Below are 22,623 nucleotides of genomic sequence, written 5' to 3' on the forward strand. Positions count from 1 at the left end.
ACCACACACGGCAGAGAGGCCCCGCATGCAGACCCCGCAGACGACCACCGGATGGCGGCAGCGTGCGCTGGCGGTGATGCCGGTCGGCTCGAGCACGAACTCCAAGACGCCGACCCTGCTGCCCGACGAGCCGGAGGTGATCGTCCGCGGACGAGGATGCCGCGTCTGGGACGACCGCGGACGCGAGTTCATCGACTACCGGTGCGCCCTCGGTCCCGTCACGCTCGGCTATGCGGATCCCACCGTCGACGCCGCGATCCGCGCCCAGCTCGACGACGGCATCCTGTTCGGCCACCCGCATCCGCTCGAGACGACGACCGCCGAGCTGTTCTGCTCGCTCGTGCCCGGTGCCGAAGCCGCTCGCTTCCTGAAGACCGGCGGCGAAGCGCTGGCCGCCGTGATCCGCATCGCCCGCGCGCACACCGGCCGCGACCGGGTCGTGCAGATCGGATACAACGGCTGGCTCAATTCCCTCGCCGCGGGCGCCAGGGTGCTCCCGGGGGCGACCAGGGACGCCGTGGCCGGAGTCCCTGCGGCCCTCGCCGCCCTGCACCATGCAGTCGCCTGGGACGACCGTGCGACCCTCGACCGCCTGTTCCTCACCCGCGGCTCGGAGATCGCGGTCATCCTCGTCGCGGCCGACTACCCCGCCGTGCCCGACGCCGCCGACTTCTACCGCTACCTGCGCGAGCTCGCCGACCGGCACGGCGCGCTGCTGGCCTACGACGAGATGGTCACCGGCTTCCGGGTGGCCCTCGGTGGGATGGCCGAGGCGACCGGGGTGCTCCCCGACCTGTCGGTGTTCGGCAAGGGGATCGCGAACGGGATGCCGCTCGCCGTCTACTGCGGGCGACGTGAGGTGCTCGCCGTGCTCGACCGCGGCGAGGTCGTCGTGACCTCGACGTACGGGGGCGAGACCCTCTCGCTCGCGGCGGCCACGGCGACGATGACCGCGATCCGCGACCGCGGCGTGATCGCCCGCCTCCATGCGTCCGGAACGCGACTGCAGGATGGTCTGAACGCGCTGTTCGCCGAGGTCGGCTCCGGCCTCCGCCTCGTGGGACACCCCGCGTGCCTGCAGTTCGTGGGGCCGAACGAGGAGCTGCAGGCATTCCTGCGGGCGGCCTTCCGCGTCGGGCTCTCGTTCTACCGCGTGGTCTACGTCAACGCCGCCCACACGGAGGCCGACATCGACGAGACGCTGCGCCGCGCCGCCGTGGCCGCTCGTGAGGCGACAGCGTGACCGGCATCGACGCGCACACGCATCTCGACGAGGGCCGTTTCGACCCCGAGGTGTTCGAGGCAGGCGCGCGGCTCGGCATCGACCTGTTCCTGTGCAGCAACATCGGGGGCTTCCAGCCCCACCCGAACCTCGACGAGGTCAGGCGGATGAACGCCGTGCTGGCGGGGGAGCTGCGCCGCCACCCCGATCGGCTGCGCGGCTACTGCTACGTCAATCCGCGCTTCGGCCGCGACAGCCTCGACGACCTGCGGCGCAACGTCGAGGAGCGCGGGATGATCGGCATCAAGCTCTGGATCGCGACACTCGCCGACGATCCGCTCACCGATCCGATCCTCGAATACGCCGCGGAGCACCGCCTGATCGTGCTCGCCCATGCCTGGCGCAAGACCATCGGCCGCTTCCCCTACGAATCCACGGCCGATCACATCGCGGCCGCCGCCCGACGCCATCCCGACGCACGTTTCCTGATGGCGCACCTGGGCGGTCAGCCGGAGTCGGCGGTGAACACCGTTCGCTCGGTGCCGAACATCGCGGTCGACACCTCGGGCACGATCATCGGCGCTGGCGAGGTCGCCCTCGCCGTGCAGCGACTCGGTCCCGACCGGGTCGTCTTCGGGTCGGACCTGCACCACATCGACCTCGCGGCCAACGTCGGCAAGGTGCTCGGGGCCGGACTCGACACCGACACGGAGGAGCGGGTGTTCGGCGGCACGGTCGCCCGCTGGCTCACGGAGGTGGCCGCGTGACCGCCCAGGCGCACCGGATGCTGCGCGCCTTCGCCGACCTCGGCGCCACCGACACCACGTGCTTCGTGGGCCAGTGGCCGTATCGGCTCTCGTCCGCCGCGGATGCCGATGACCTGCGCGCCTACGCCCACCGCTTCGGGCTGCGCTCCGTCTGGGTCTCGCACCTGGCATCACTGTTCGGCTTCGACACCCGCACCGGCAATGAGGCCGTGCTCTCCTCCTGCGCAGACGACCCGCTGTTCCGCGTGTGCGTGACGCTCGACCCGCGCGACCCCGGCTGGCAGGACGAGCTCGACGACGCGGTGGACGCGGGTGCCCGGGGCGTCCGCGTCGCTCCGGGGTTCCACCGCTATGACGTCGCCACCGTGCGCCCGGTGCTCGAAGCGTGTGCCGAACGCGACCTCCCGCTGCAGCTGATCGCCCGGCTCGACGACGCCAGGGTGCGGCATCCGCTCTCCCCCGCGGTCGACGTCGAGGTGCACCGGATCGCGGACCTCGTGCGGGAGACCCCTGCACATCCGCTGCTGCTGAGCGGCCTCAACCGGGCGGACTGGATCGAGCTGAACCGGCACCTCGGCGACAGCGCCCCACGGGGGCTGCGTCTGGACCTGTGGCACGTCAACGGGCCGACGCACGTCGCCGACCGGCTCGGGGACGACCCGGAGCGCTGGGTCTTCGGCAGCGCATTCCCCGTGCAGACCCCCGAGGCGACGGCCCTGCAGCTCGCGGCATCCTCGCTCTCGGCCGAAGCACGGTGGGCGATCACCACTGGCAACACCGCGACACTGCTCCCCTGAGGCCCGCGGGCGCTACCCGAGGTGGAAGCTGCCGATGTCGGTGCGACCGTGTCATCGAGAGGTCATGCGGCGTCTGGGAGAGGCGGGCACGGAGCCGCGAGAGCCGCACCTTGGCAGCCGGTTCGCCGATGCCGACGGCTTCGCGGATCGTGAAACCCTCAAGCGCCGTCAGCACGGCGAGGTGTCGATCCTGCTCGCGGGTCGTCGAGAGAACCTCGCGCACCCAGCGGGCACGGGAGCAGTCCTTCTCCGCGACCAGCTCCGCGGGGTCGGGAGCATGCTCCCGGTGCGGAAGACGATCGAGGAACCTCCGGTACCTGCGTCGGGCGCGACTCGCATTGAGGTGCACGCTCTGCGTCGTGACCAGTATCCAGGGCATGGTCACACTCCTCGTGGTGCGCGGATCCGTGGACACCGTTCCCAGGCGACAGGAGTATGCTGGCGCGTTGGGTCGCTCGACCCGAAGAGTCCCGAAAGGCGGTGATGGCGATGTCCGGTGATAGTTACGACGCCGCCTTCGCTGCGTCGCGACTCCCTGCGCTCTCGCGTTGATCCTCCGATCCGCACGCGCACGTCCTTCCCGCAGCGTCGGTGGCGTCATCCGCCCCCTGACGAATCCGCGCACGGAGCTCTCCGCTGCCGTGCGCCCGCGAGAACGGAGCCGCATCATGGCGCTCATCGACAACGGCGTGTACGTCCACGGACGTCGCGTGGAGACCCCCAAGAACCTGGACGAGACCTACCGGATGCTGGATGCGGCCGGGGGCATCGCCTGGATCGGGCTGTACCGGCCCAGCCCCGAGGAAGTGGCCTCGGTCGCCCGGGAGTTCGACCTGCACCCTCTCGCCGTCGAGGATGCGCTCTCCGGGCACCAGCGCTCGAAGGTGGAGCGCTACGGCGACACCCTGTTCGCCGTCCTCCGCCCCGCCCGGTACCGCGACAAGGAGGAGTCGATCGAGTTCGGCGAGCTGCACCTCTTCGTCGGCCCCGATTTCGTGGTGACCATCCGCCACGCCGAGTCGCCGAACCTCGCCGCCGTCCGGATGCGCATGGAGGCCCACCCCGAGCTGCTCGCGATGGGACCGGAAGCGGTGCTCTACGCGATCCTCGACGAGGTCGTCGACGGGTACGAGCCGATCGTGGCGGGGCTCCTCAACGACATCGACGAGATCGAGGACCAGCTCTTCGGCGACGGCGCCGACGACAGCGCGCTCTCCCGGCGCATCTATGAACTCTCCCGCGAAGTGATCAACTTCCAGCGGGCGGTGCATCCTCTGAGCGGGATGCTGGAGTGGCTGCGTCGCGGGTCCGAGAAGTACCGCATCGACGAGGAGCTGCAGCGGTCGCTGCGTGACGTCCTCGACCACACGATCCGCGTCAACGAGCGGGTCGACTCGTTCCGGGCCATCCTCGAGAACGCGCTGACCGTGCACTCCGCGCTCGTGGCCCGCCGCCAGACCGAGGCCGGGCTCGCACAGAACGACGAGATCAAGAAGATCTCCTCCTGGGCGGCGATCATCTTCGCGCCGACGCTCGTCGGCACGGTCTACGGGATGAACTTCGACGTCATGCCCGAGCTGCACTGGGCCTTCGGGTATCCGATGGCGATCGGCGCGATGGCCGCGTTCGCCGTCGCCCTCTACGGGGTGTTCAAGTATAAGAAGTGGTTGTGATCGAGCGGGGGTCGTTGCGCCGGGCATAGCCGCGTGCACTCTGCGCCGACAGGGCGAGCAGCACGAGGATGTCGAGGGCCACGCTCGCGAGCGATGTGCGGAACGTCACGGGGATGCCGGCGTTCCACCAGTCGAGGAACACGACGATGATGCTGAGCGAGGCGAAGCTCATCGCCACGATGCGCGCCCAGTTGGCTCCGGCGAACACGAGCCCGGCGAGCACGCCGTAGAACACGTACCAGACGCCGAGCGCGCAGAGACCGATGACGATCAGGAGATCGGCGACGTCCCCGGGCACCGCCTCCAGGCCGTTCTCGGAAGAGAAGACCTCTTCTCTGATCGCCGCCCAGTTCAGCGCGTAGATGAGGATCGAGATGAACCCCCACGCTACGCGGAGCGACATCAGCACGGCGCCGAGCCCCGTGGCCAGAGGGCGTTTCACGACAGCCCCCGCAGTTCCGTGACCGGCGCCTGCTCCTCGGGCTCCCCGGCGGAGCCCGAGGCAGGTGCCTTCGTGACGCCGCGGAGATCGATGACCGGCAGGTCGCCGTCGGTGTGGATGCTGTCGCCGCCGCCGTTTCGCGAGTGATAGCCCGTGGAGAAGTCGCGGATGATGACGATGCGCACCCCGCTGTGCGCGCGGCGCAGCGTGCCGACGATGTGATCGCGTTCGATATCGATGTCCGCATCGATCTTGTGGGTGATCTGGAGGGTGAAGAGCGAGAAGCCGACGGCCCGATCGAAGGTGCCGGCAGCCACCCAATCCACGCGGTGACCGCCGGGCAGCATCCACCCCTCGGGGCAGCGCCAGAACCGCACGTGGTGCCGCTTGGCGGGGTTGCCCTCGACCTCCTGCTGATATGCGAGGTCCTGCCGACGACCGAACAGGAAGAGCGGGCTGACCGGTGCCTCGTCGTAGCTGCGCCGCAGCACGGTCGACAGCACGATGCGCCACGTCGACTCCGCGGTGATGTCGTCGGCACGCGTCCATCCGGCCTCGGCCATGCACCGGGTGAGCTGCTCCTCCGAGCCGAGGACGGCCAGGTTCACCGGGTCGCCGAGCAGGCCGTCACTCGTGCGTGCGCGGCCGATGAAGTAACTGGGCACGTAGATGCGCGTGAGGATCGCGTGCAGTCTCGGCAGGACGAGGTAGGCGAGGAGCAGCCAGAACACGACCGCGAAGGCGATGGCCCACCAGCCCCACGAGAACGCTTCGGTGACGATGAGGTACGCGAGCCAGACCGCGGCGAGACCGGCGAACACGAAGAAGGCGTCATCGAGAGCCGCGTTGACGGAGAACCTCTGGCGCTGGACCAGAGGGTCCCGCTTCTTCACCGGTTCCGCCATGTCCACATCCTAGGAAGGGCCCGCACCGCGGGAAAGGTCAGCGCGTCCGCGGTTCCGTCCGCGACAGGGCATCGGCAGCCCGCACGAGCGCAAGGTGGGAGAACGCCTGCGGGGTGTTGCCGAGCTGCCGCCCCGCCACCGGGTCGTACTCCTCCGACAGCATCCCCACGTCGTTCGCCAGTGCGCACAGCCTCTCCATGAGTGCCTGCGCCTCAGCGCGCCGTCCGGTCATGGCGTACTGCTCGACCAGCCAGAACGAACACGCGAGGAAGGCTCCCTCCGTCCCGGCGAGGCCGTCCACCCCCGTCGCCGTGCGGTACCGCCGCACCAGCCCGCCCGCCATCAGGGTCTGCTCGATCCGTGCGACCGTCGCCCGCATCCGCGGGTCGTCCGGCCGACAGTAGCCCACCTGCGGAAGGAGCAGGAGCGAGGCGTCGACCTCGGTCGTCTCGTAGTGCTGCACGAAGTGGCCGTCGACGACGCCGTCACGATCGATCTCCTCGCGCATCCGATCGCGCAGCCCACGCCACCGCTCGACGGGGCCGTCGAAGCCGTGCTCCTCGACCGCGCGCACCGCACGGTCGAACGCCGCCCACATCATCACCCGCGAATGGGTGAAGTACCGAGGCTCACCGCGGATCTCCCACAGGCCCTGATCCGGACGCTCGATCTGCTCGGAGGCGAACCGCAGCAACTCGCGCTCCAGCGGCCAGGAGAAGCCCGACTCGGTGAGTCCCGCCGCCCGCGCGGCCGACAGCGTCACCACGACTTCGCCGACGACATCCGCCTGATACTGGTCGGCTGCGCCGTTGCCGATCCGCACGGGCGTGGACGCCTCGTACCCGGGCAGGTGCGGCAGAGCACGCTCCGGAAGATCTCGCTCTCCCGCCGGGCCGTACATGATCTGCAGATCGGCGGGATCACCGGCGACCGCTCGCAGCAGCCACTCCCGCCACTGGCCTGCCACGCCGAGGAAGCCGTGCGCGCACAGGGCCTCGAGGGTCAGAGCGGCATCACGCAACCAGACGTAGCGATAGTCCCAGTTGCGCCTGCCTCCGATCTCCTCGGGCAGTGCCATCGTCGCCGCAGCTGCGATGCCGCCCGTCTCATGATTGGTCAGCGCCCGCAGGATCAGCAGCGACCTGACCACCTCGTCGCGGTGCGGACCGTCGTGCGAGATCCGGTCAGCCCAGTCCTGCCACCACTGCTTCGTCGCGCCGAGTTCCTTCTCGCCGTCGAGGGTGGGAGGGAGGTCGAGGTGCGACGGGAACCAGGTCAGGTGGAGGTCGCGCGTCTCACCGGCGGTCACCGTCAGCTCGCCACGATGCTGATGGTCGATCGGCTCCAGAGCGGCGCCACGCACGGCCACGGCATCGGGACCGCCCATCGCGACCAGACACGGTGCATCGTGCGAACCGACCTGACGCACCCACGGCATCACCCTGGCGTAGTCGAAGCGGATGCTCAGCCGCTGCTCGAAGCGCATCGAGCCGCGCACCCCGACGACCCTGCGGATGAGGTCGCTACGGCGGATGGCGGCATCGGGGTCGAGGCCGATCGGCATGAAGTCGTGCACTTCGGCGACCGCGTCCCCGCTCTCCCACCGGGTCACGAGCACGAAGGTGTCTTCGTCGTATCGCCGGGTGCTCACGGCCCCGGGGTCTGTCGGATGCAGCAGCCAGCGACCGTGGGACTCGTCTCCGAGCATGGCCGCGAACGTCGACGCCGAGTCGAGCCGCGGCAGACACAGCCAATCGATGCTTCCTGCGCGCGAGACGAGCGCCGCCGTGCGGCAGTTGCTCAGCAGGGCATAGTCCTCGATGCGCGTGGTCATGCGTGGTCGAGCAGGTCTTCTCGGACCTCGATGCCGTCGACCTCGAGATCCTCATCCAACTGCACGAGAATCCGCGCATCGGGGAACTGCTTCGGCGCGAGGAAGGCGAGCAGCACGGCGTCGGCGAACACCACGACCGACGTGGCCTCGAGGTCATCACGCAGATCGATCTGCTCGACGACCGGCTCATCGTCGACCGCATCGTCGATCTCGGTCGCCACCTCGTCGACCACGGCCCGCCACCGGGACTCGCTGACCGACAGGATGCGCGAGATCGCAGCGATCAACGCCTCCTGGTCGATCTCGTCGTCGTGGTCGCCGTCGAACTCGGGATCGACGTTGACCTTCACCACCGTGCCCGCCGCGTCGATGCTCGCTCTCCCGTACACGAGGCCGTTCTCGGCGACCGGTTCATCGATCACGCCGCTCTCGACGATGCGGGCGAGGAGGGTGTCGAGCGCAGAAGAGGTCATGCCTTCAGTCTTTCGCATCCGCAGCGCCCGCGGGCGGTCGTCCCGCACGCAGAAGCGCGGTGAGGATGGCCGCGGCGATAGGCTCTATGCCGTGCCGAACGCCGAATCCGCCACCGCCGACCTCCGCCGCCTCGCCGACGCCCTTGTCGGCGCCGAACCGCTGAACTGGGTGATCACGGGCGATTCCATCACCCACGGCCTGGTCCACACGCAGGGGGTCCGCAGCTACCCCGAGCACCTGCACGAGATCATCCGGGGCGAGCGCGAGCGCGTGCGCGACGTGGTCATGAACACAGCGATCAGCGGGCACCGCATCAGCGACATCCTCGACGACTGGGACCGCCGCGTCGAGTCCTGGCGGCCCGATGTCGTCACGCTCATGATCGGCACGAACGATGCCGCGACCGGCGGCGAGCGCACCGAGGTCTCCCCGGAGGAGTATGCCTCGTCCCTGCACGACTTCGTCGTCCGCGTGCGCGGACTCGGTGCCGTCCCGGTGCTGCAGACGCCGCCCGCGATCGATGTCGCCAACGCCCCGGAGCGCGCGCGGATCGGCGAGTTCGCCGCAGCGGTGCGTCGGGTCGCCGCGGACGACGACGTCATCCTCGTGGATCAGTTCGCCCGCTTCGCCGCGCTCGGAGACGGCGAGGTGCCGTGGGGCCTGATGAACGATCCCTTCCACCCGAACGCCGCCGGGCACGCCGCGCTCGCCCTCGAGCTCACGACGGCGCTCGGTCTTCACCCGGCGGGCGCACGGAGTCGGACTGTGGCACTGCTCGAGGGCGTGGTCGTCGCCGCACGCCTCCACGGTTAGGCACCACGGATCACGACGGCACCGCTGCTCTGCGTGCGCGGCTCGCCGAGCAACGCACTGCTCCGGATGGACAAGCCACTCGGTGACCGGGGCGAGGGGGTGAACCCCGGTCACCGGGTAACACGTTATCCACTACCCGAAGGCGGCGGGTGATGTACCGATATACGTTCCTCCGCCCGGGGTGAAGACCCTCTGGACGCCGCGGGTGCCGCCCCTCTATGGTGGCGGCACGATCTAGTCGGAGGGCGGCCGATGTCTCACGTGGTGGCTACTGGGGCCGGTAAGGCCATGATGGAGCGGCGGAACGACCCGACGCACGACTACATCCTTGGACTCACCGGCAAGGAGCGACCCCGGGTCCTCTTCGTCGGGACGGCGACCGGCGACGACGCCGCGTACATCCTGAGCTTCTACTCCACCTACGACTCGGACCGGTGCGCACCGCACCATCTCCCCCTCTTCCATCGTGCGGTCGACGACCTGGCGGGCTTCGTGAGAGGGTTCGACGTGATCCACGTCGGCGGCGGCAACACCGCGAACATGCTCGACGTATGGAAGAGACAGGGCCTCGACGTCATCATGCGTGAGATGTGGGAGGATCCCGACTCGAACGTCGTGTTCACCGGTGGCAGCGCCGGTGGCATCTGCTGGTTCGAGGGCGGCACGACCGACAGCTACGGTCCGACCCTCCAGGTGCTCCCCGAGGGACTCGGGTTCCTGAACGGCAGCTTCTGCCCGCACTACGACGCCGAGGATCAGCGGCGCCCTCTCTTTCACGCCTCCCTCCTCAGCGGGGAGCTCTCCATGGGCTATGCCGTCGGCAACCTTCAGTCGCTGCACTTCGCGAACTCCGAGTTCGTCACCGCCATCAGTCCTGTCGAGGACGCGCTCGCCCTGCGGGTCGAGGCGATCGACGGGAAGATCGTCGAGACCGAACTGCCGACGACCGTGCTCACCGGGTCCGCTCCGATCACGAAGGGGCCGTCGTCATGAACGACAACGTGTGGATCCTCCTCGCACAGCTGATCATCGTCGTCGGTGCGATCTACATGGGCACGCGCACCAGCGGGATCGGTCTCGGCGTCTGGGGGCTGGTGGGCGTCGCCCTCCTCATCTTCGTGTTCGGCGAAGCGCCGGGCAACGCCCCGGTCGACGCGGTCTTCATCGTCATCACCGTGATCACTGCCGCCTCCACCATGCAAGCCGCCGGAGGTATCGACTGGATGGTGTCCGTCGCGGCCAGAGTGATCCGGCGCAAACCGAAGTCGGTCGTGTTCCTCGCCCCGGCCATGTCGTTCCTCTTCACCGTCGGGGCCGGCACGGGCAACATCTTCTACCCGCTGTTGCCCGTGATCTACGATGTCTCCTACCAGCAGAAGATCCGCCCCGAACGCGCCCTCTCGGTCTCGGCCGTCGCCTCGCAAGTCGGCATCCTGTGCTCGCCCGTCTCGGCCGCGACCGCATCGATGGTGGTCCTGCTCGCGCCGCAGGGCGTGGATCTCGGAGGACTGCTGCTCATCATGTGGCCGGCCTCCATCGCCGGGCTCTTCGTCGCCGCGCTCGTGATGATGCGTCATGGCAAGGACCTCGACGACGACCCGGAGTTCCAGCGACGCCTGGCCGACCACCAGATCAAGCCCCCGGCGGTGGACGCGCACGAGCACAAGCTCCCGCCGACGGCCGTGCTCTCGGCCTCCCTGTTCCTCGCAGGCGTCGCGGTGATCGTGTTCTTCGGGCTGTTCGAGAATCTGCGTCCGGTGATCGGGACCGACGATGCCGGCGATCCCGTCCGACTCAGTGTGACCGTCATCATCGAGGTCACGATGGGCATCATCGCCGCCCTGATCTTCGTGTTCTGCAAGGTCAAGGCCGCCGACGTCCCCAAGCAGCCGACCTTCCCCGCCGGCATCGTGGGGGCCATCGCCCTGTTCGGTATCGCCTGGCTCGCCAACACGTTCGTGGCGGCGAACCAGACCCTCATCGTCGACGGGCTCGGATCGGTGGTCTCCGGATCGTCGGCCTTCCTCGGCGCGCTGCTCTTCGCGATGGCACTCTTCGCGGTCGCCATGCTCACCACGAGCCAATCGAGCGCGACCAACGCGATCGTGCCGATCGGTATCACGATCGGGCTTCCGGCACCTCTACTGGTGGGGCTGTGGCCGTCGACCATGGGGATCTACACGCTGCCGGCGAACGGCAGCCAGGTGGCCACCGTGGCGTTCGACCAGACCGGCACGACGAAGATGGGCAAGTTCGTCTTCGACCACTCATTCCAGCTGCCGAACCTCATCTACGTGGGTGTCGCGATCGTCGTCGGGGTATCGCTCTCGTTCCTGATGGGCTGACTTCCACCCGAGCGGCCGACACCGTCCCCGGGAGCTTGCCCCACCGATATTTCGGAATATCGTAGAGGCGGGGACCTGGGGAGGTTGGGGTGTCGGCATTTGTCGCGCAGGGGGATGGACATGTACCGCGAGTATCGGCGCACGCGATCAGTAGGCCGCGGCTGACCGCCACACTCGAGACCGACACACCTCTGACGCTCATCCGTGCCGCGTCCGGGTCGGGCAAGACGACCGCCCTCGTGGAGTGGGCGTCCGCCACTGCATCGCGCGTGGTCTGGATCACCGCCTCGCCCGCCACCGCGCCCAGCGCGGCGCTCGCCCGCGCTCTGCTTCGAGCTCTGCCGCGCACAGACGTCGCACACGACCTCGCGGAGGATGGATGGCCTGCCGTGACCTCGCGCCTGCGCCACGCGGAAGGTCCTCTGGTCGTGGTACTCGACGACGCGGCCCCCGTGGACCGCGAAGGCGTGTTCGCCCTGTGCCGCGCCATCGCCACCACCCCGCGCACGCGGCTGATCGTCGCCACCAATCGCCCCAGCCCCTTCGACAGCGAGGGTCTGGATCTCGTGATCGACACGAAGGTCATCGCGCCGTCGGACCTCATGTTCGACACCGAGGAGATCTCTCGCGCGCTCGGGGTCGATGACGACATGGCCGGCGAGATCCGGGAGGCGACCGCGGGCTTCCCCGCGCTCATCCGTGCGCTGGCCCTCCGCGGAGCCGGAGCGGATGCCGAGTCGCTTCGCGCTGCGACGACCGTGATCGAGGACTATCTGCAGGACCGGCTCGCCGAGTGCGCGTTCGACACGCAGACCCTCGAGGGACTGTTGCGCATCAGCGTGACCGATTCGGTCGATCTCCCCTTGGCCGTCGCACTCACGCGTGACCCCGACATCGCGAAAGCCCTCGACCAGGCCGAGACGTTCGGCTTCGGTCGGTGGTCGGACGATGGACGCGACACCTTCGCCCTCACCCCGCTGACGCGCGGCATGCTGCGCCGTGAGCTGCGCCGATCCTTCCCCGGCGAAGTCGCGCACCTCCGACGCCTCGCGGCAGAAGGGGCGATTCGCCGCGACATGCCCCTCGAAGGGCTGCGACTCGCCCTGGAGGACGACGATCTACGGCTCGCGAAACACGTCACGATGTCCGGGTGGAATCGCCTGCTCCACCGCGATCGGCGCGCGGTCGCGGAGCTGCTCGCCGACGTCCCTGTGGCACGACTCAAGCAGGAGCCGCTCGTGGCCATGCTGCTGGGGATGAGCCTCAAACCCAGCAGGCTCCGACGCCAGCGGGGGCTCCAACTGCTGCGCATGGCGGTGGCTGCGGCGAACTCCCGTCGGCCCACCCTGTCAGCCACGGAGCGGATCTTCATCTGGGCGGCGGAGAGCGCCTCCCTGCGTGCCATCGGGCGGCCGGAGCCGGCCGCCCAGATGGCCGCGCGAGCCCTGGCGCTGTTCCAGGAGACACCGGAATCGCAATGGCAGCAGTACGCCCGCGATGTGCCACTCATGTGCACGCACATCGGCATCTCCCTGTACTACGGCGGACAGCTGGACGAAGCCATCGAGGTCTGGGAGCGGGCCACGGCGCTCGCCGCGGCGCACGGGAGCACGAACGGCTTCCACGGCATCTGCCTCCTCGCGGGTGTCCACGCCCTGAACGGCGACCTGCCCGAAGCGCGGCACTACTTCTCCCTCGTGCGCGACGGCGAGTGGGACCCGGAGCTCCTGGACAGCTACCAGAGCACGTTCTACCGGATCGCCGGTGCGATGCTCGCGGTGGAGGACGGCGACCTCCCGGCGGCGAAGCAGCACATCCGCTTCTTCGAGCCATACCGAGCGACGAGCGAGCACTGGACGACGATGGCCTCCGTGGAGGCGTGGATCGCCCTGCACGAGGGAGATGCAGCAGGGGGCCTGGAGCGCCTCGAGTCTTTCGCGCGCCTCCGAGGGAGGGAGGCGAGCGCCGCCCACGTGCGCCACGCGCTCTCCCGGCCGCGGGTGCTGCTGCACCTCGCCCTCGGCGACGTCGGCACCGCGAAGAGCATCGTCCAGCGCGATGCCGGGTCCGATCGTTTCGGCACCGTCGTGAAGCGAGCACGTCTGGCTCTCATCGACGGCGCGGCCGCTGACGTGGTCCGACTCCTGGGACAGACCCGCCTGCGTCCCTCCACGGCCCGAGAACGCGCCGAAGCGCTGGCGGTGCACAGCGCCGCTCTGCGCCGGGTGTCCCCGGCCGCCGCGCAGCCGTCGAGCGCGACGTTGAGCGCGCAGCTCGCGGACCGCGGCCTCACCACTCCGCTCGTGCTCCTGGGCGCGGAGGACTTCGGTGCGGTCCGCGCCGACCTCGATCCGACCGGTCGCGCCACCTTCCCCCGGCGATCCGCTCTGCCGTCCTTCGAGAGCCGCCCCCGCCTGACCCCCCGTGAGCAGGTGGTGCTGCGCACGCTGACGTCCGGTGCGCCGCTGCCGACGATCGCCGCTGAGCTGCGCGTCTCGCAGAACACCCTCAAGACCCAGCTCCGCAGCATCTACCGCAAGCTCGACGCCGGCAATCGCTCCGAGGCGTTGGAGCAGGCGGCCCGTCACGGCCTCCTGCCCGACTGAGCGCCGGCGCCAACCACCCGCCGACTGCACACGCCGAAGGCCCCGCCCGTCGCATCACGACGGACGGGGCCTTCCCGACGAGCGTCAGGCCTGCGAGCGGCGTCGGCGCACGATCAGCAGCACGGCACCGCCGAGCAGCAGAGCGATCGCCAGAGCCAGCACCCACGGGGCCAGGATTCCGCCGGTGAGCGCGAGCGGCGTCAGCACCGGGTTATCGGTCGAACTCGTCGGCGGCGTGATCGTCTCACCGCCGGGAGGAGTGGCCGTCCCCACAGCCACGTTGTGCAGCTTCGCGCCTGCCGCGTCAGCGTGCACGATCACGGAGTACGTGATGGTGATGCTCTCTCCCTGGGCGAGGCTGCCGCTCCAGCGCAGCTGGTTCCCGTCCACCGCGGGAGCCGCCACCGCGCGGTCACCCACGACGGCGGTCGCACCGGGTCGGAGGTCGGCATGCCGCAGCACGCCGGAGAGGTCATCCGTGATGACGACGTCATCCAGCCCGGTCTCCCCCGTGTTGGTGCCGACGAGCCGGTAGGTGACCACGCTTCCCGCGGCCACGGCCTTCTCCGAACCGGGATCGGCCGTCTTGACGAAGGTGAAGCCCGGGGTACCGACCGGGTTCTCGGTCGTCACCGGAGGCGGCGTGAGCTCCCCGCCACCGGGCGGGGTGGCGGTTCCCGCGACCGTGTTCGCGATCGTCGCACCACCTGCGTCGCCGTTCACGGTCACCGAGTACGTGATGGTGACGCGCTGACCGACGGCGAGCGCGCCCGACCAGGTGAGCTCGTCACCGTCCACGACCGGAGCGGGCGCGGATCCGTCGATCACGGTCGCCGTGGCGTCGTCGTTGTAGACGGCGTGGGCGAGGACGTCCGAGAGGTCGTCGCTGATGCTCACCGGCGCCAGCGCGGTCTCTCCGGTGTTCACGCCGGTCACCGTGTAGGTGATGACGCTGCCGGGATCGACGCGGGTTCCCGACGCGGGGTCGGCCGACTTGCGGAGCTCGAAGCCGGGCTCGTTGACCGGGTGCTCCGTCGTGGCCGGCGGCGTCTCGATCGGCGGCACACCGCCGGGCGGGGTCGCCGATCCCGAAGCCGAGTTCTCGAGGATCGCTCCCCCGGCATCCGCCTGCACGGTCACGGAGTACGTGATCGTGACGGTCTCGCCGACCTGGAGGGCTCCCGTCCACGACAGGCTGTCGCCGGAGACCACCGGGGCGGTCGAGGCGGTCGTGCCGATCAGGGCGGCCGCGTCGTCGTTGTAGTCGGCGTGGGCGAGGACGCCGGAGAGGTCATCCACGATCGCGACCGGATCGAGGACCGTCTCACCGGTGTTCACCCCGGTCACCGTGTAGGTGATGACGCTGCCGGGGTCGACCGCCGTGCCCGCCACCGGGTCGGCGCTCTTCGACACCGAGAATCCGGGGACGTTCACGGCGTTCGTCGTGGTGCCGGGCGGCGGGGTGATGACGGACCCTCCGGGCGGGGTCGCCGTCGCGCTCGCACTGTTCTCGAGCACGGATCCCACTCCGTCGGCTCCGACCGTCACCGAGTACGTGATGACCACGGTCTGACCGACGGCGAGCGCACCGGACCAGTCGAGCTCCGCGCCGTCGACCGCCACCGCACCGGAGGGCAGCCCGCCGATCACGGCCACGGCGTCGTCGTTGTACGAGGCGTACGGCAGCACCTTCGAGAGGTCATCCGTGATCTCGACCGGGTCGAGCACCGTCTGACCGGTGTTGACGGCCGTCAGCGTGTAGGTCAGCACATCACCGGGATCCACGGCTGTGCCCGCAGCCGGTTCGGCGGTCTTGGCGAAGGTGAAGCCGGGCTCGTTGACCGGGTGCTCCGTCGTCGCCGGCGGCGGCGTGATCGGCGTGCCCGGCGTGGTGGGGCTGTCCGGGTCGCTCGGGTCCGTCGGGATGAGTGGCGTCGCCGTGCCCGTGGCCGTGTTCGCGATCGTCTCACCCCCGGCGGTCGGGTCGACCGTCACGGAATAGGTGATGACGACGTCCTGGCCCGGGAGCAGCACACCGCTCCAGTCGAGGGCGGCGTCCACCACGCTGACGTCGCCGCGGGTGGCGGTCACGTCGTCGTTGTACGAGGCATGAGCAAGCGCGCCGCGCAGATCATCGGCGATCGATGCAGGGTCGAGCACGGTGTCACCCGTGTTCGTGCCCGTGACGGTGTAGGTGATCACGCTGCCGGGATCGACACGCGTCCCCGATGCGGGGTCGGCGGACTTCGCGACCGTGAAGCCGGGGGTGGCGACCGGGTGCTCCGTCGTCGACGGCGGCGTCGTGACCGGGGTACCGGGCGTGGTGGGGCTGTCGGGGTCGGTCGGGTCCACCGGGATGAGCGGGGTCCCCTCACCCGTGACGGTGTTGCGCAGCAGCACGCCGGTCGCGTCGGCGTCGACCGTCACCGTGTAGGTGATGTCGACCCTGGCGCCGGGAGCGAGCGCCCCGGTCCAGGTGAGCGTCGTGCCGTCGAGCTCGACGGCTCCGGTCGATGCGCTCGCGTCGCCGCCGTACTGAGCGTGGGCGAGCACGGCGGACAGGTCGTCGACGATGGACGCGGGGTCGAGCGTCGTGTTACCCGTGTTGACACCGGAGATCGTGTACGTGATCGTGTCGCCCGCGCGCACGGCGGTGCCGGAGACGGGGTCCGCGGACTTCGTCACCTCGAGGCCGGTCTCGACGACCGGGTGGTTCGTCTCCGCGGGCGGCGGGACGATCGGGGTCCCCAGGGTCGTGGGACCGTCGGGGTCGGCCGGGTCGACCGGGATCCGCGGTGTGGCCGTGCCACGGGCGACGTTGTTCAGCAGCGCCTTCTGGACTCCGGCATCGACGGTCACCGAGTAGCGGATGGTGACGGACTCGCCGCGGGGCACATCGCCCGTCCAGGTGAGCGTGTCGCCGCTGACGGTGACGGAGCCGCGGTCGGCGGTCACGTCGTCGTTGTAGCCGGCGTCATCGAGCACACCCGACAGGTCGTCGACGATCCGGGCCGGATCGAGGTCGGTGTCACCCGTGTTGGTTCCGGTGATCGTGTAGGTCACGGTGTCGCCGGCCGAGACGGCGGTGCCCGAGGCGGGGTCGGCGGACTTGCTGATCGTGAATCCCGAACCGATCACCGGGTGCTCGGTGGTGACCGTGGGCGGGACGATGGGTTCGCCCGGCACCTGCGGCCCGTCGGGGTCACTCGGGTCCGGAGTCGTGGGCGTCGCGGTGCCGCTGACGGTGTTCTTCAGGATCTCACCCGAGGTGTCGGCCTCCACGGTCACGGAGTACGTGATCGTCACGCTCTGTCCGGGCTGGAGCGTGCCGGTCCAGGCGAGGTCGTCGCCCGTGATGGTCGCTGCGCCCGCGGCGACGGGTGCGCCGTCGATCTCGGTGGCGACGTCGGAGTTGTAGGCGGCGTGTGCGAACACGGCCGACAGGTCGTCGGAGAGGGAGGCCGGATTCAGCACCGTGGCACCGGTGTTGGTGCCGGTCACCGTGTACTCGATGGTCTGCCCCGGCTCCACGACGGTGCCGGCAGCGGGGCTGGAGCTCTTGGCGACGGTGTAGCCCGCTACCGGGTGCTCGGTCGTGACCGCGGGAGGATCGACCGGGGGCAAGCCGCCGGGAGGGGTGCCGGAGGCGGTGACGCTGTTGGCGATCCGCTCTCCTTCGACATCGGCGTCGACGATCACCGAATACGTGATGGTGAGCACCTGACCGGGCTCGAGCGCGCCGGTCCAGGCGAGGTCGTCACCGGTGATGGTTGCGGCGCCGGACGCGACGGGGGAGCCATCGAGCTCCGTGGCGACGTCTCCCTGGTACTCGGCGAACGCGAGCACGCCGGACAGGTCGTCGCTCACGCGGACGGGGTCGAGGATCGTGTTGCCCGTGTTCTCCGCCTCGACGGTGTACGTGATGCGCTGACCCGCCTGCACGGCGACGCCGTCGGCCGGGTCGGAGGTCTTGCGCAGCGCCAGGTCGGGTGCGAGACGTACGTTCGTGAACGTGCACGTGACGTCGGTGCCGAGCGCACCGGCGGGCTGGACGACGCTGCCGTCTGCGGTCACGGCGACCGGAGACGTGGAGCCGTCGGATTCGACCTGCACGCAGTCGAGCGATTCGGCGTACCGGGTGCTGTCCGTGGTTCCGGATGCGGACTCGGAGAGGCGGAAGGTGTCGCCCTGGTTGGTGAACACCGGTCCGGCGTAGTCCGGCTGCAGCCCCGTGGCCTCTCCGCGGGTGGTGGCGTCCGTCTGCGCGACCTGATAGCCGGCCGGCGACTGCACACGCAGGGCGAACTGGTCGGTGGCGGCGTGACGCCCCTCGGGGAGGTCCTTCTTCAGCGTGAGGGTGTTCGGGAAGGTGCAGCTGGCCATGTCGGTCGGCCCGAAGGTTCCGATCGAGGTGGTGTTGACGGTCACGCCGCGGGGGAGGTCGACCTCGATGATGCGGTTTCCGCCTCCGGAGACCGACACGAAGATGTGGCCGAGGTTTCCGAACGCGATGCCGTTGCCCTGCACGCCGTCGCCCATGTTGTGGACCTGCTTGGCGTCGATCGTGGCGGTGCTCGGCGCGAGCGAGGTGGGAAGGTCGGACGAGTAGATGACATTGTCGGCCACGAGCACGAGCTGGCCCGAGGCGCTGAAGGCCATGTCGCCGTTGGCGCCGAACGCGCTGCTGCCGGCGGTGGGGCGGAGCGTGCCGACCTGCACGTAGGCCTGCGGAGTGACGCTCTCGTTCCAGGCGTAGAGGTTGATGGCGCCGCTGACGGTACCGCTGGCGAAGTAGTAGACGCCGGTCACCGGGTGGACGGCACCTCGGAGCACGGAGGAGTTGAGCGTGAACGTGGTGCGGCTCGTGGAGTCGGTCACGCGGTCATGCTTGGCCAGCACCTTGGATCCGGCCGCATTGGTGACCGTGTAGGCGTAGCGGCCGCTGGAGGAGATGCCGAGGGCATTGTTGGAGTGGTCGACGCCGAGGGTGGTGGAACCGAGCGTGCCGCCGTTTCCCGGTGTGCCGCCCTGCTCGTCCACGATGAACTCGCGCACCTCGGTCGTGCTCTGCACGTACACGGCGCCCGGCGTGCAGAGGAACGGGTCAGCCGCGATCGCGGGAGCCGCCGTGAGCGTGCCTCCGATGAACACCATCGACGAGGCGACCAGCGCCGTGCTCAGGGCGCCTCCGATCAGCTTCTTCGCGCGGCCCCGCCAGCGGCTGTGCCGCTCGGACGGAAGGCCATTGGCTGTGTGGTCCTTGCGGGCAACACGAAACCCCATGACAGACTCCCCATTCATCGCTTCCCCGGTGCGCGTTCGCACACGGAAACCCCCGCCCCCTCAGGCGACCGCCGAGCACCATCCAGACATGGCGAACTCGGCTCGGGCCATCCGCCAGACTGCCCGCCCCCCGACGACCGCTCCGGCCGATCCCGGAGAATTCACCCCGCCTTTTCACCCCGCGTACGGCATGCTCCCTCCGCACGGGCTCTCGCGTCCCGGCGGGGAGGGATGCCATGCTGTCGGGATGCAGCGCACCACCAAGATCACGACCGCGGTCGTCGTCGTCGCCATCGCGGGGTTGGTCGCCGTAGCGGCTCCCGCCGTGATCGGCGCCGCGCCGGCTGTCGTCGACGCGGGCTCGTGGGTGTCGGAGCGCTTCGCCGCCGAGCCCTCCACGGCCCCGACGAGTCGCGCGGAGAAGACCGAGCAGGGCGGACTCGTCGACCTGGGCGACGGCATCAGCGTTCCCGCCGGTGGTCCCGGTGACTGCACCACCAACGCGCTCATCAACATCTACCGGGACGACGGCTCTCCGATGCACGCCAAGCTCCTGGGCGAGCTCGTCGAGATGGGCGCGTCGGAGCTGGCGAGCGGACCCGTCACGCTGGATGCGGCCGGCGAGATCTTCTCCTACGAGGTGCGGGCCGGCGACAGCCTCATCGCGATCGGCGAGCGATTCTGCGTCGACTACGTCACGGTCTCCAGCTTCAACCACGTGCGCGCCAACGAGCCGATCAGCCCGGGCGACACCCTCTACCTGCGCCCGGATCCGACGCTTCCGTTCGTCGACATCTACGGGCCGTACAACGCCGAGCCCGGCTCCTCCACCATCCCCTACTACGACGGCGTGGCGGCGTTCTCGACCGCTGTCGCCACGGCAGATCTGGGTGCCGCCCGGTGGCTCTGGAAGCGCCTCGAGAAGGACATGCACCCGGAGACCGCAGCCGTGATCACCCAGGCGTTGAGCGACGACGATCTTCCGCTGCTCCGCCGCCTGTTCCCGTAGCAGCGGGACTCCGCGCCGCCGTTCGGCGAGCCCTCGTTTTCGCGCGCCAGGAAACCCTCAGGAAACTTCTCGGAAGATCCCGGTATTCGGTGTTGCTAAGTACCGGTACTCAGTGTTACTTTGTACCGGTACCCAGCAACACTGAGTACCGAGAGAGGAAGGGAGGACCTGATGGGCAAGCAGATGACCGAGATGCTCAAGGGCACTCTGGAGGGCATAGTTCTGGCGCTCCTCGCCGAGCAGCCGGCCTACGGATACGAGATCACGACCCGCATCCGCGACCACGGGTTCACCGACATCGCCGAGGGCACGATCTACGCACTCCTGGTGCGCATCGAGCAGAAGAAGCTCGTCGACGTCGAGAAGGTCCCGAGCGAGAAGGGGCCGCCCCGCAAGGTGTACACCCTGAACGCGCAGGGCCGCCAGGAGCTCGGGGAGTTCTGGAAGACCTGGGACTTCCTCCGCACGCACATCGAACGACTGAACAACACGAACGAGGAGAACTGATCATGGCCGCGAAGTGGATCGAAGCGCTCACCGGATCGCTCGAGCAGAAGAAGCAGTACAAGCAGGCCAAGGCCCGCATCGACGTCCTCCCCTCGCCGTACCGCGAGGTGGCGAACGCCCAGTACCGGTACTACCTGTACTACGGCGGCATCACCGACGGCGACACCATCGTCACCATGTTCCTCGACCTCGCGGACCTGTGGGAGCGCGCTGCCATCGACGGCACCCCCGTCAGCGCGATCGTGGGCGACGACCCCGTCGAGTACGCCGAGGAGTATGCCCGCGCCTACGGCGGCACCCAGTGGATCGACAAGGAGCGCGCGCGCCTCATCAAGGCGTTCGACGACGCGAGGAAGAAGGAGAACGAGTCATGACGAACGCCGCCATCTCGGTACGCGGTATCGAGAAGTCCTACAAGGATCTGCATGTCCTGCGCGGGGTCGACTTCGAGGTCGAGAAGGGCAGCATCTTCGCCCTCCTCGGCTCGAACGGCGCCGGCAAGACCACGATGGTGCGTGTCCTCTCCACCCTGCTGAAGGCGGATGCCGGAACGGCGACCGTGCAGGGTATCGACGTGGCGGCGAACCCGGTCGGCGTCCGGGAGCGCATCAGCCTGACCGGACAGTTCGCCGCCGTCGACGAGATCCTCACCGGACGCGAGAACCTGGTGCTGGTCGCGAAGCTGCGGCATCTGCCCGACCCCGGGAAGGTCGCCGACGATCTGCTGGCGACCTTCCGCCTGACGGATGCCGGCAACCGCAAGGTCGGCACCTACTCGGGCGGCATGCGTCGCCGGCTCGACATCGCGATGAGCCTGGTCGGGCACCCCGAGGTCATCTACCTCGACGAGCCGACGACCGGCCTCGACCCCGAAGCCCGCATCGAGGTGTGGGACGTGATCAAGGAGCTCGCGAACACCGGAACCACCGTGCTGCTCACCACGCAGTACCTCGATGAGGCGGAGCAACTGGCCGACCGCATCGCGATCCTGCACGAGGGCCGCATCATCGCGAACGACACCCTCGCCGGGCTGAAGCGCCTGCTGCCGGCCGCGAAGGTCGAGTACGTCGAGAAGCAGCCCACCCTCGAGGAGATCTTCCTCACCCTCATCGGCCCCTCGTCCACGCAGAAGGAGGACGCAGCATGACCATGCACTTCACGGCCGACACGGCGACGCTCACCGGCCGCTCCATGCGGCACATCTTCCGCAGTCCCGACACCATCATCACCACGGCGGTCACCCCGATCGCCCTGATGCTGCTGTTCGTGTACGTCTTCGGCGGCGCGCTCCAGCAGAGCACCGGCGCCGAGAACTACGTGAACTACCTGCTCCCCGGCATCCTGCTCATCGCGATCGCCTCGGGGATCGCTTACACCGCATTCCGGCTCTTCACCGACATGCAGAGCGGGATCTTCGAGCGCTTCCACTCCATGCCGATCGCCCGGTCGAGTGTGCTGTGGGCGCACGTGCTCACCTCACTGACCGCGAATGCGATCACCCTGGCGATCATCTTCGGCGTCGGATTCGTGATGGGCTTCCGCACCGGGGCGAGCTTCTGGGCCTGGCTCGCCGTCATCGGCATCCTGATGCTGTTCACCCTGGCGCTCACCTGGCTCGCCATCATCGCGGGCCTGAACGCCAAGACGGTCGACGGGGCGAGCGCGTTCTCGTACCCGCTGATCTTCCTCCCGTTCATCAGCTCGGCCTTCGTCCCGACCGACACCATGCCGGCACCGGTGCAGTGGTTCGCCGAGAACCAGCCGGTCACCTCGATCGTCAACACCATCCAGGCGCTGTTCGCCGAGCAGCCCGTCGGCAACGACATCTGGGTCGCCCTCGCCTGGTGCGTCGGCATCCTCGTGGTCGCCTACGTGTTCGCGATCATCTCCTACCGGAAGAAGGTCAGCTGATCTTCTCCCCGATCTGGCCCCGCACCAGATGAAGG

Annotated in this window: 18 protein-coding genes; 13 read left to right on the top strand and 5 right to left on the bottom strand. The window is 69.2% G+C overall.

Annotated features, from left to right (window positions below; translation table 11 throughout):
* Positions 1-25 precede the first annotated feature (25 nt).
* The 4 genes from E0W80_RS12130 (at position 26) to E0W80_RS12145 (ending at position 4,459) form a co-directional block, all read left to right on the top strand.
* Positions 26-1,243, top strand: coding sequence for an aminotransferase class III-fold pyridoxal phosphate-dependent enzyme (locus E0W80_RS12130; RefSeq protein WP_131492811.1), 1,218 nt, complete (start codon positions 26-28; stop codon positions 1,241-1,243).
* Positions 1,240-1,989, top strand: a complete 750-nt coding sequence (locus tag E0W80_RS12135; RefSeq protein WP_131492813.1) for an amidohydrolase family protein — start codon at positions 1,240-1,242, stop codon at positions 1,987-1,989. The genes E0W80_RS12130 and E0W80_RS12135 overlap by 4 nt, the downstream gene beginning before the upstream one ends.
* Entirely contained in the window at positions 1,986-2,786 is an 801-nt protein-coding gene (locus E0W80_RS12140; RefSeq protein WP_131492814.1) for a hypothetical protein, read from the top strand. The genes E0W80_RS12135 and E0W80_RS12140 overlap by 4 nt, the downstream gene beginning before the upstream one ends.
* Before the next feature lie 668 nt (positions 2,787-3,454).
* On the top strand, positions 3,455-4,459 hold the full coding sequence (locus tag E0W80_RS12145; RefSeq protein ID WP_047523995.1) for a magnesium and cobalt transport protein CorA: 1,005 nt from the start codon (positions 3,455-3,457) through the stop codon (positions 4,457-4,459).
* Here the strand turns inward: E0W80_RS12145 and E0W80_RS12150 are convergent.
* The 4 genes from E0W80_RS12150 to E0W80_RS12165 are packed head-to-tail and all read right to left on the bottom strand — an operon-like array spanning position 4,437 to position 8,113.
* A complete protein-coding gene (locus E0W80_RS12150) occupies positions 4,437-4,901 on the bottom strand; it encodes a hypothetical protein (protein ID WP_131492816.1) in 465 nt (154 codons plus the stop codon). The genes E0W80_RS12145 and E0W80_RS12150 overlap by 23 nt on opposite strands.
* A complete protein-coding gene (locus E0W80_RS12155; protein ID WP_131492818.1) occupies positions 4,898-5,806 on the bottom strand; it encodes an LssY C-terminal domain-containing protein in 909 nt (302 codons plus the stop codon). The genes E0W80_RS12150 and E0W80_RS12155 overlap by 4 nt, the downstream gene beginning before the upstream one ends.
* Positions 5,807-5,843: 37 nt before the next feature.
* Entirely contained in the window at positions 5,844-7,640 is a 1,797-nt protein-coding gene (locus E0W80_RS12160) for a glycoside hydrolase family 15 protein (RefSeq protein ID WP_131492820.1), read from the bottom strand.
* Positions 7,637-8,113 (bottom strand): cytochrome C5, encoded by a 477-nt coding sequence (locus tag E0W80_RS12165; protein WP_131492822.1) that lies wholly within the window; start codon positions 8,111-8,113, stop codon positions 7,637-7,639. Before E0W80_RS12165 ends, E0W80_RS12160 begins: the two co-directional genes overlap by 4 nt.
* Between E0W80_RS12165 and E0W80_RS12170 the strand changes: the two genes are divergently transcribed.
* From E0W80_RS12170 to E0W80_RS12185, 4 genes are all read left to right on the top strand, one after another.
* Positions 8,112-8,927, top strand: a complete 816-nt coding sequence (locus tag E0W80_RS12170) for a GDSL-type esterase/lipase family protein (RefSeq protein WP_131492824.1) — start codon at positions 8,112-8,114, stop codon at positions 8,925-8,927. The two genes, E0W80_RS12165 and E0W80_RS12170, sit on opposite strands and share 2 nt — an antisense overlap.
* Before the next feature lie 252 nt (positions 8,928-9,179).
* Positions 9,180-9,920: a peptidase E gene (locus tag E0W80_RS12175; protein ID WP_131492826.1), complete on the top strand. Its 741-nt coding sequence runs from the start codon at positions 9,180-9,182 to the stop codon at positions 9,918-9,920.
* Positions 9,917-11,272, top strand: a complete 1,356-nt coding sequence (locus tag E0W80_RS12180; RefSeq protein ID WP_131492827.1) for an anaerobic C4-dicarboxylate transporter family protein — start codon at positions 9,917-9,919, stop codon at positions 11,270-11,272. Before E0W80_RS12175 ends, E0W80_RS12180 begins: the two co-directional genes overlap by 4 nt.
* An 89-nt stretch (positions 11,273-11,361) precedes the next feature.
* Positions 11,362-13,878, top strand: a complete 2,517-nt coding sequence (locus tag E0W80_RS12185) for a LuxR C-terminal-related transcriptional regulator (protein ID WP_131492829.1) — start codon at positions 11,362-11,364, stop codon at positions 13,876-13,878.
* Between the two features lie 84 nt (positions 13,879-13,962).
* On the opposite strand, the gene E0W80_RS12190 is transcribed toward E0W80_RS12185, so the two are convergent.
* The gene (locus E0W80_RS12190) at positions 13,963-19,161 is read right to left on the bottom strand and encodes a DUF11 domain-containing protein (protein ID WP_131492831.1); all 5,199 of its coding nucleotides are present in this window, start codon (positions 19,159-19,161) and stop codon (positions 13,963-13,965) included.
* A gap of 247 nt (positions 19,162-19,408) precedes the next feature.
* Between E0W80_RS12190 and E0W80_RS12195 the strand changes: the two genes are divergently transcribed.
* From E0W80_RS12195 to E0W80_RS12215, 5 genes are all read left to right on the top strand, one after another.
* Positions 19,409-20,170, top strand: a complete 762-nt coding sequence (locus E0W80_RS12195; RefSeq protein WP_131492833.1) for a LysM domain-containing protein — start codon at positions 19,409-19,411, stop codon at positions 20,168-20,170.
* A 171-nt stretch (positions 20,171-20,341) separates the two neighbouring features.
* Positions 20,342-20,677, top strand: a complete 336-nt coding sequence (locus tag E0W80_RS12200; protein ID WP_131492835.1) for a PadR family transcriptional regulator — start codon at positions 20,342-20,344, stop codon at positions 20,675-20,677.
* A gap of 2 nt (positions 20,678-20,679) precedes the next feature.
* Entirely contained in the window at positions 20,680-21,051 is a 372-nt protein-coding gene (locus E0W80_RS12205) for a DUF1048 domain-containing protein (protein WP_131492837.1), read from the top strand.
* Positions 21,048-21,824: an ATP-binding cassette domain-containing protein gene (locus E0W80_RS12210; protein WP_131492839.1), complete on the top strand. Its 777-nt coding sequence runs from the start codon at positions 21,048-21,050 to the stop codon at positions 21,822-21,824. Before E0W80_RS12205 ends, E0W80_RS12210 begins: the two co-directional genes overlap by 4 nt.
* Positions 21,821-22,588 carry an ABC transporter permease gene (locus E0W80_RS12215; RefSeq protein WP_131492841.1) on the top strand — a complete coding sequence of 256 codons (768 nt, stop codon included), beginning with the start codon at positions 21,821-21,823 and terminating at the stop codon, positions 22,586-22,588. The genes E0W80_RS12210 and E0W80_RS12215 overlap by 4 nt, the downstream gene beginning before the upstream one ends.
* The last annotated feature ends 35 nt before the right edge of the window (positions 22,589-22,623 follow it).

Source organism: Microbacterium sp. PI-1 (assembly GCF_004337555.1).
Lineage (GTDB): Bacteria > Actinomycetota > Actinomycetes > Actinomycetales > Microbacteriaceae > Microbacterium > Microbacterium aurugineum.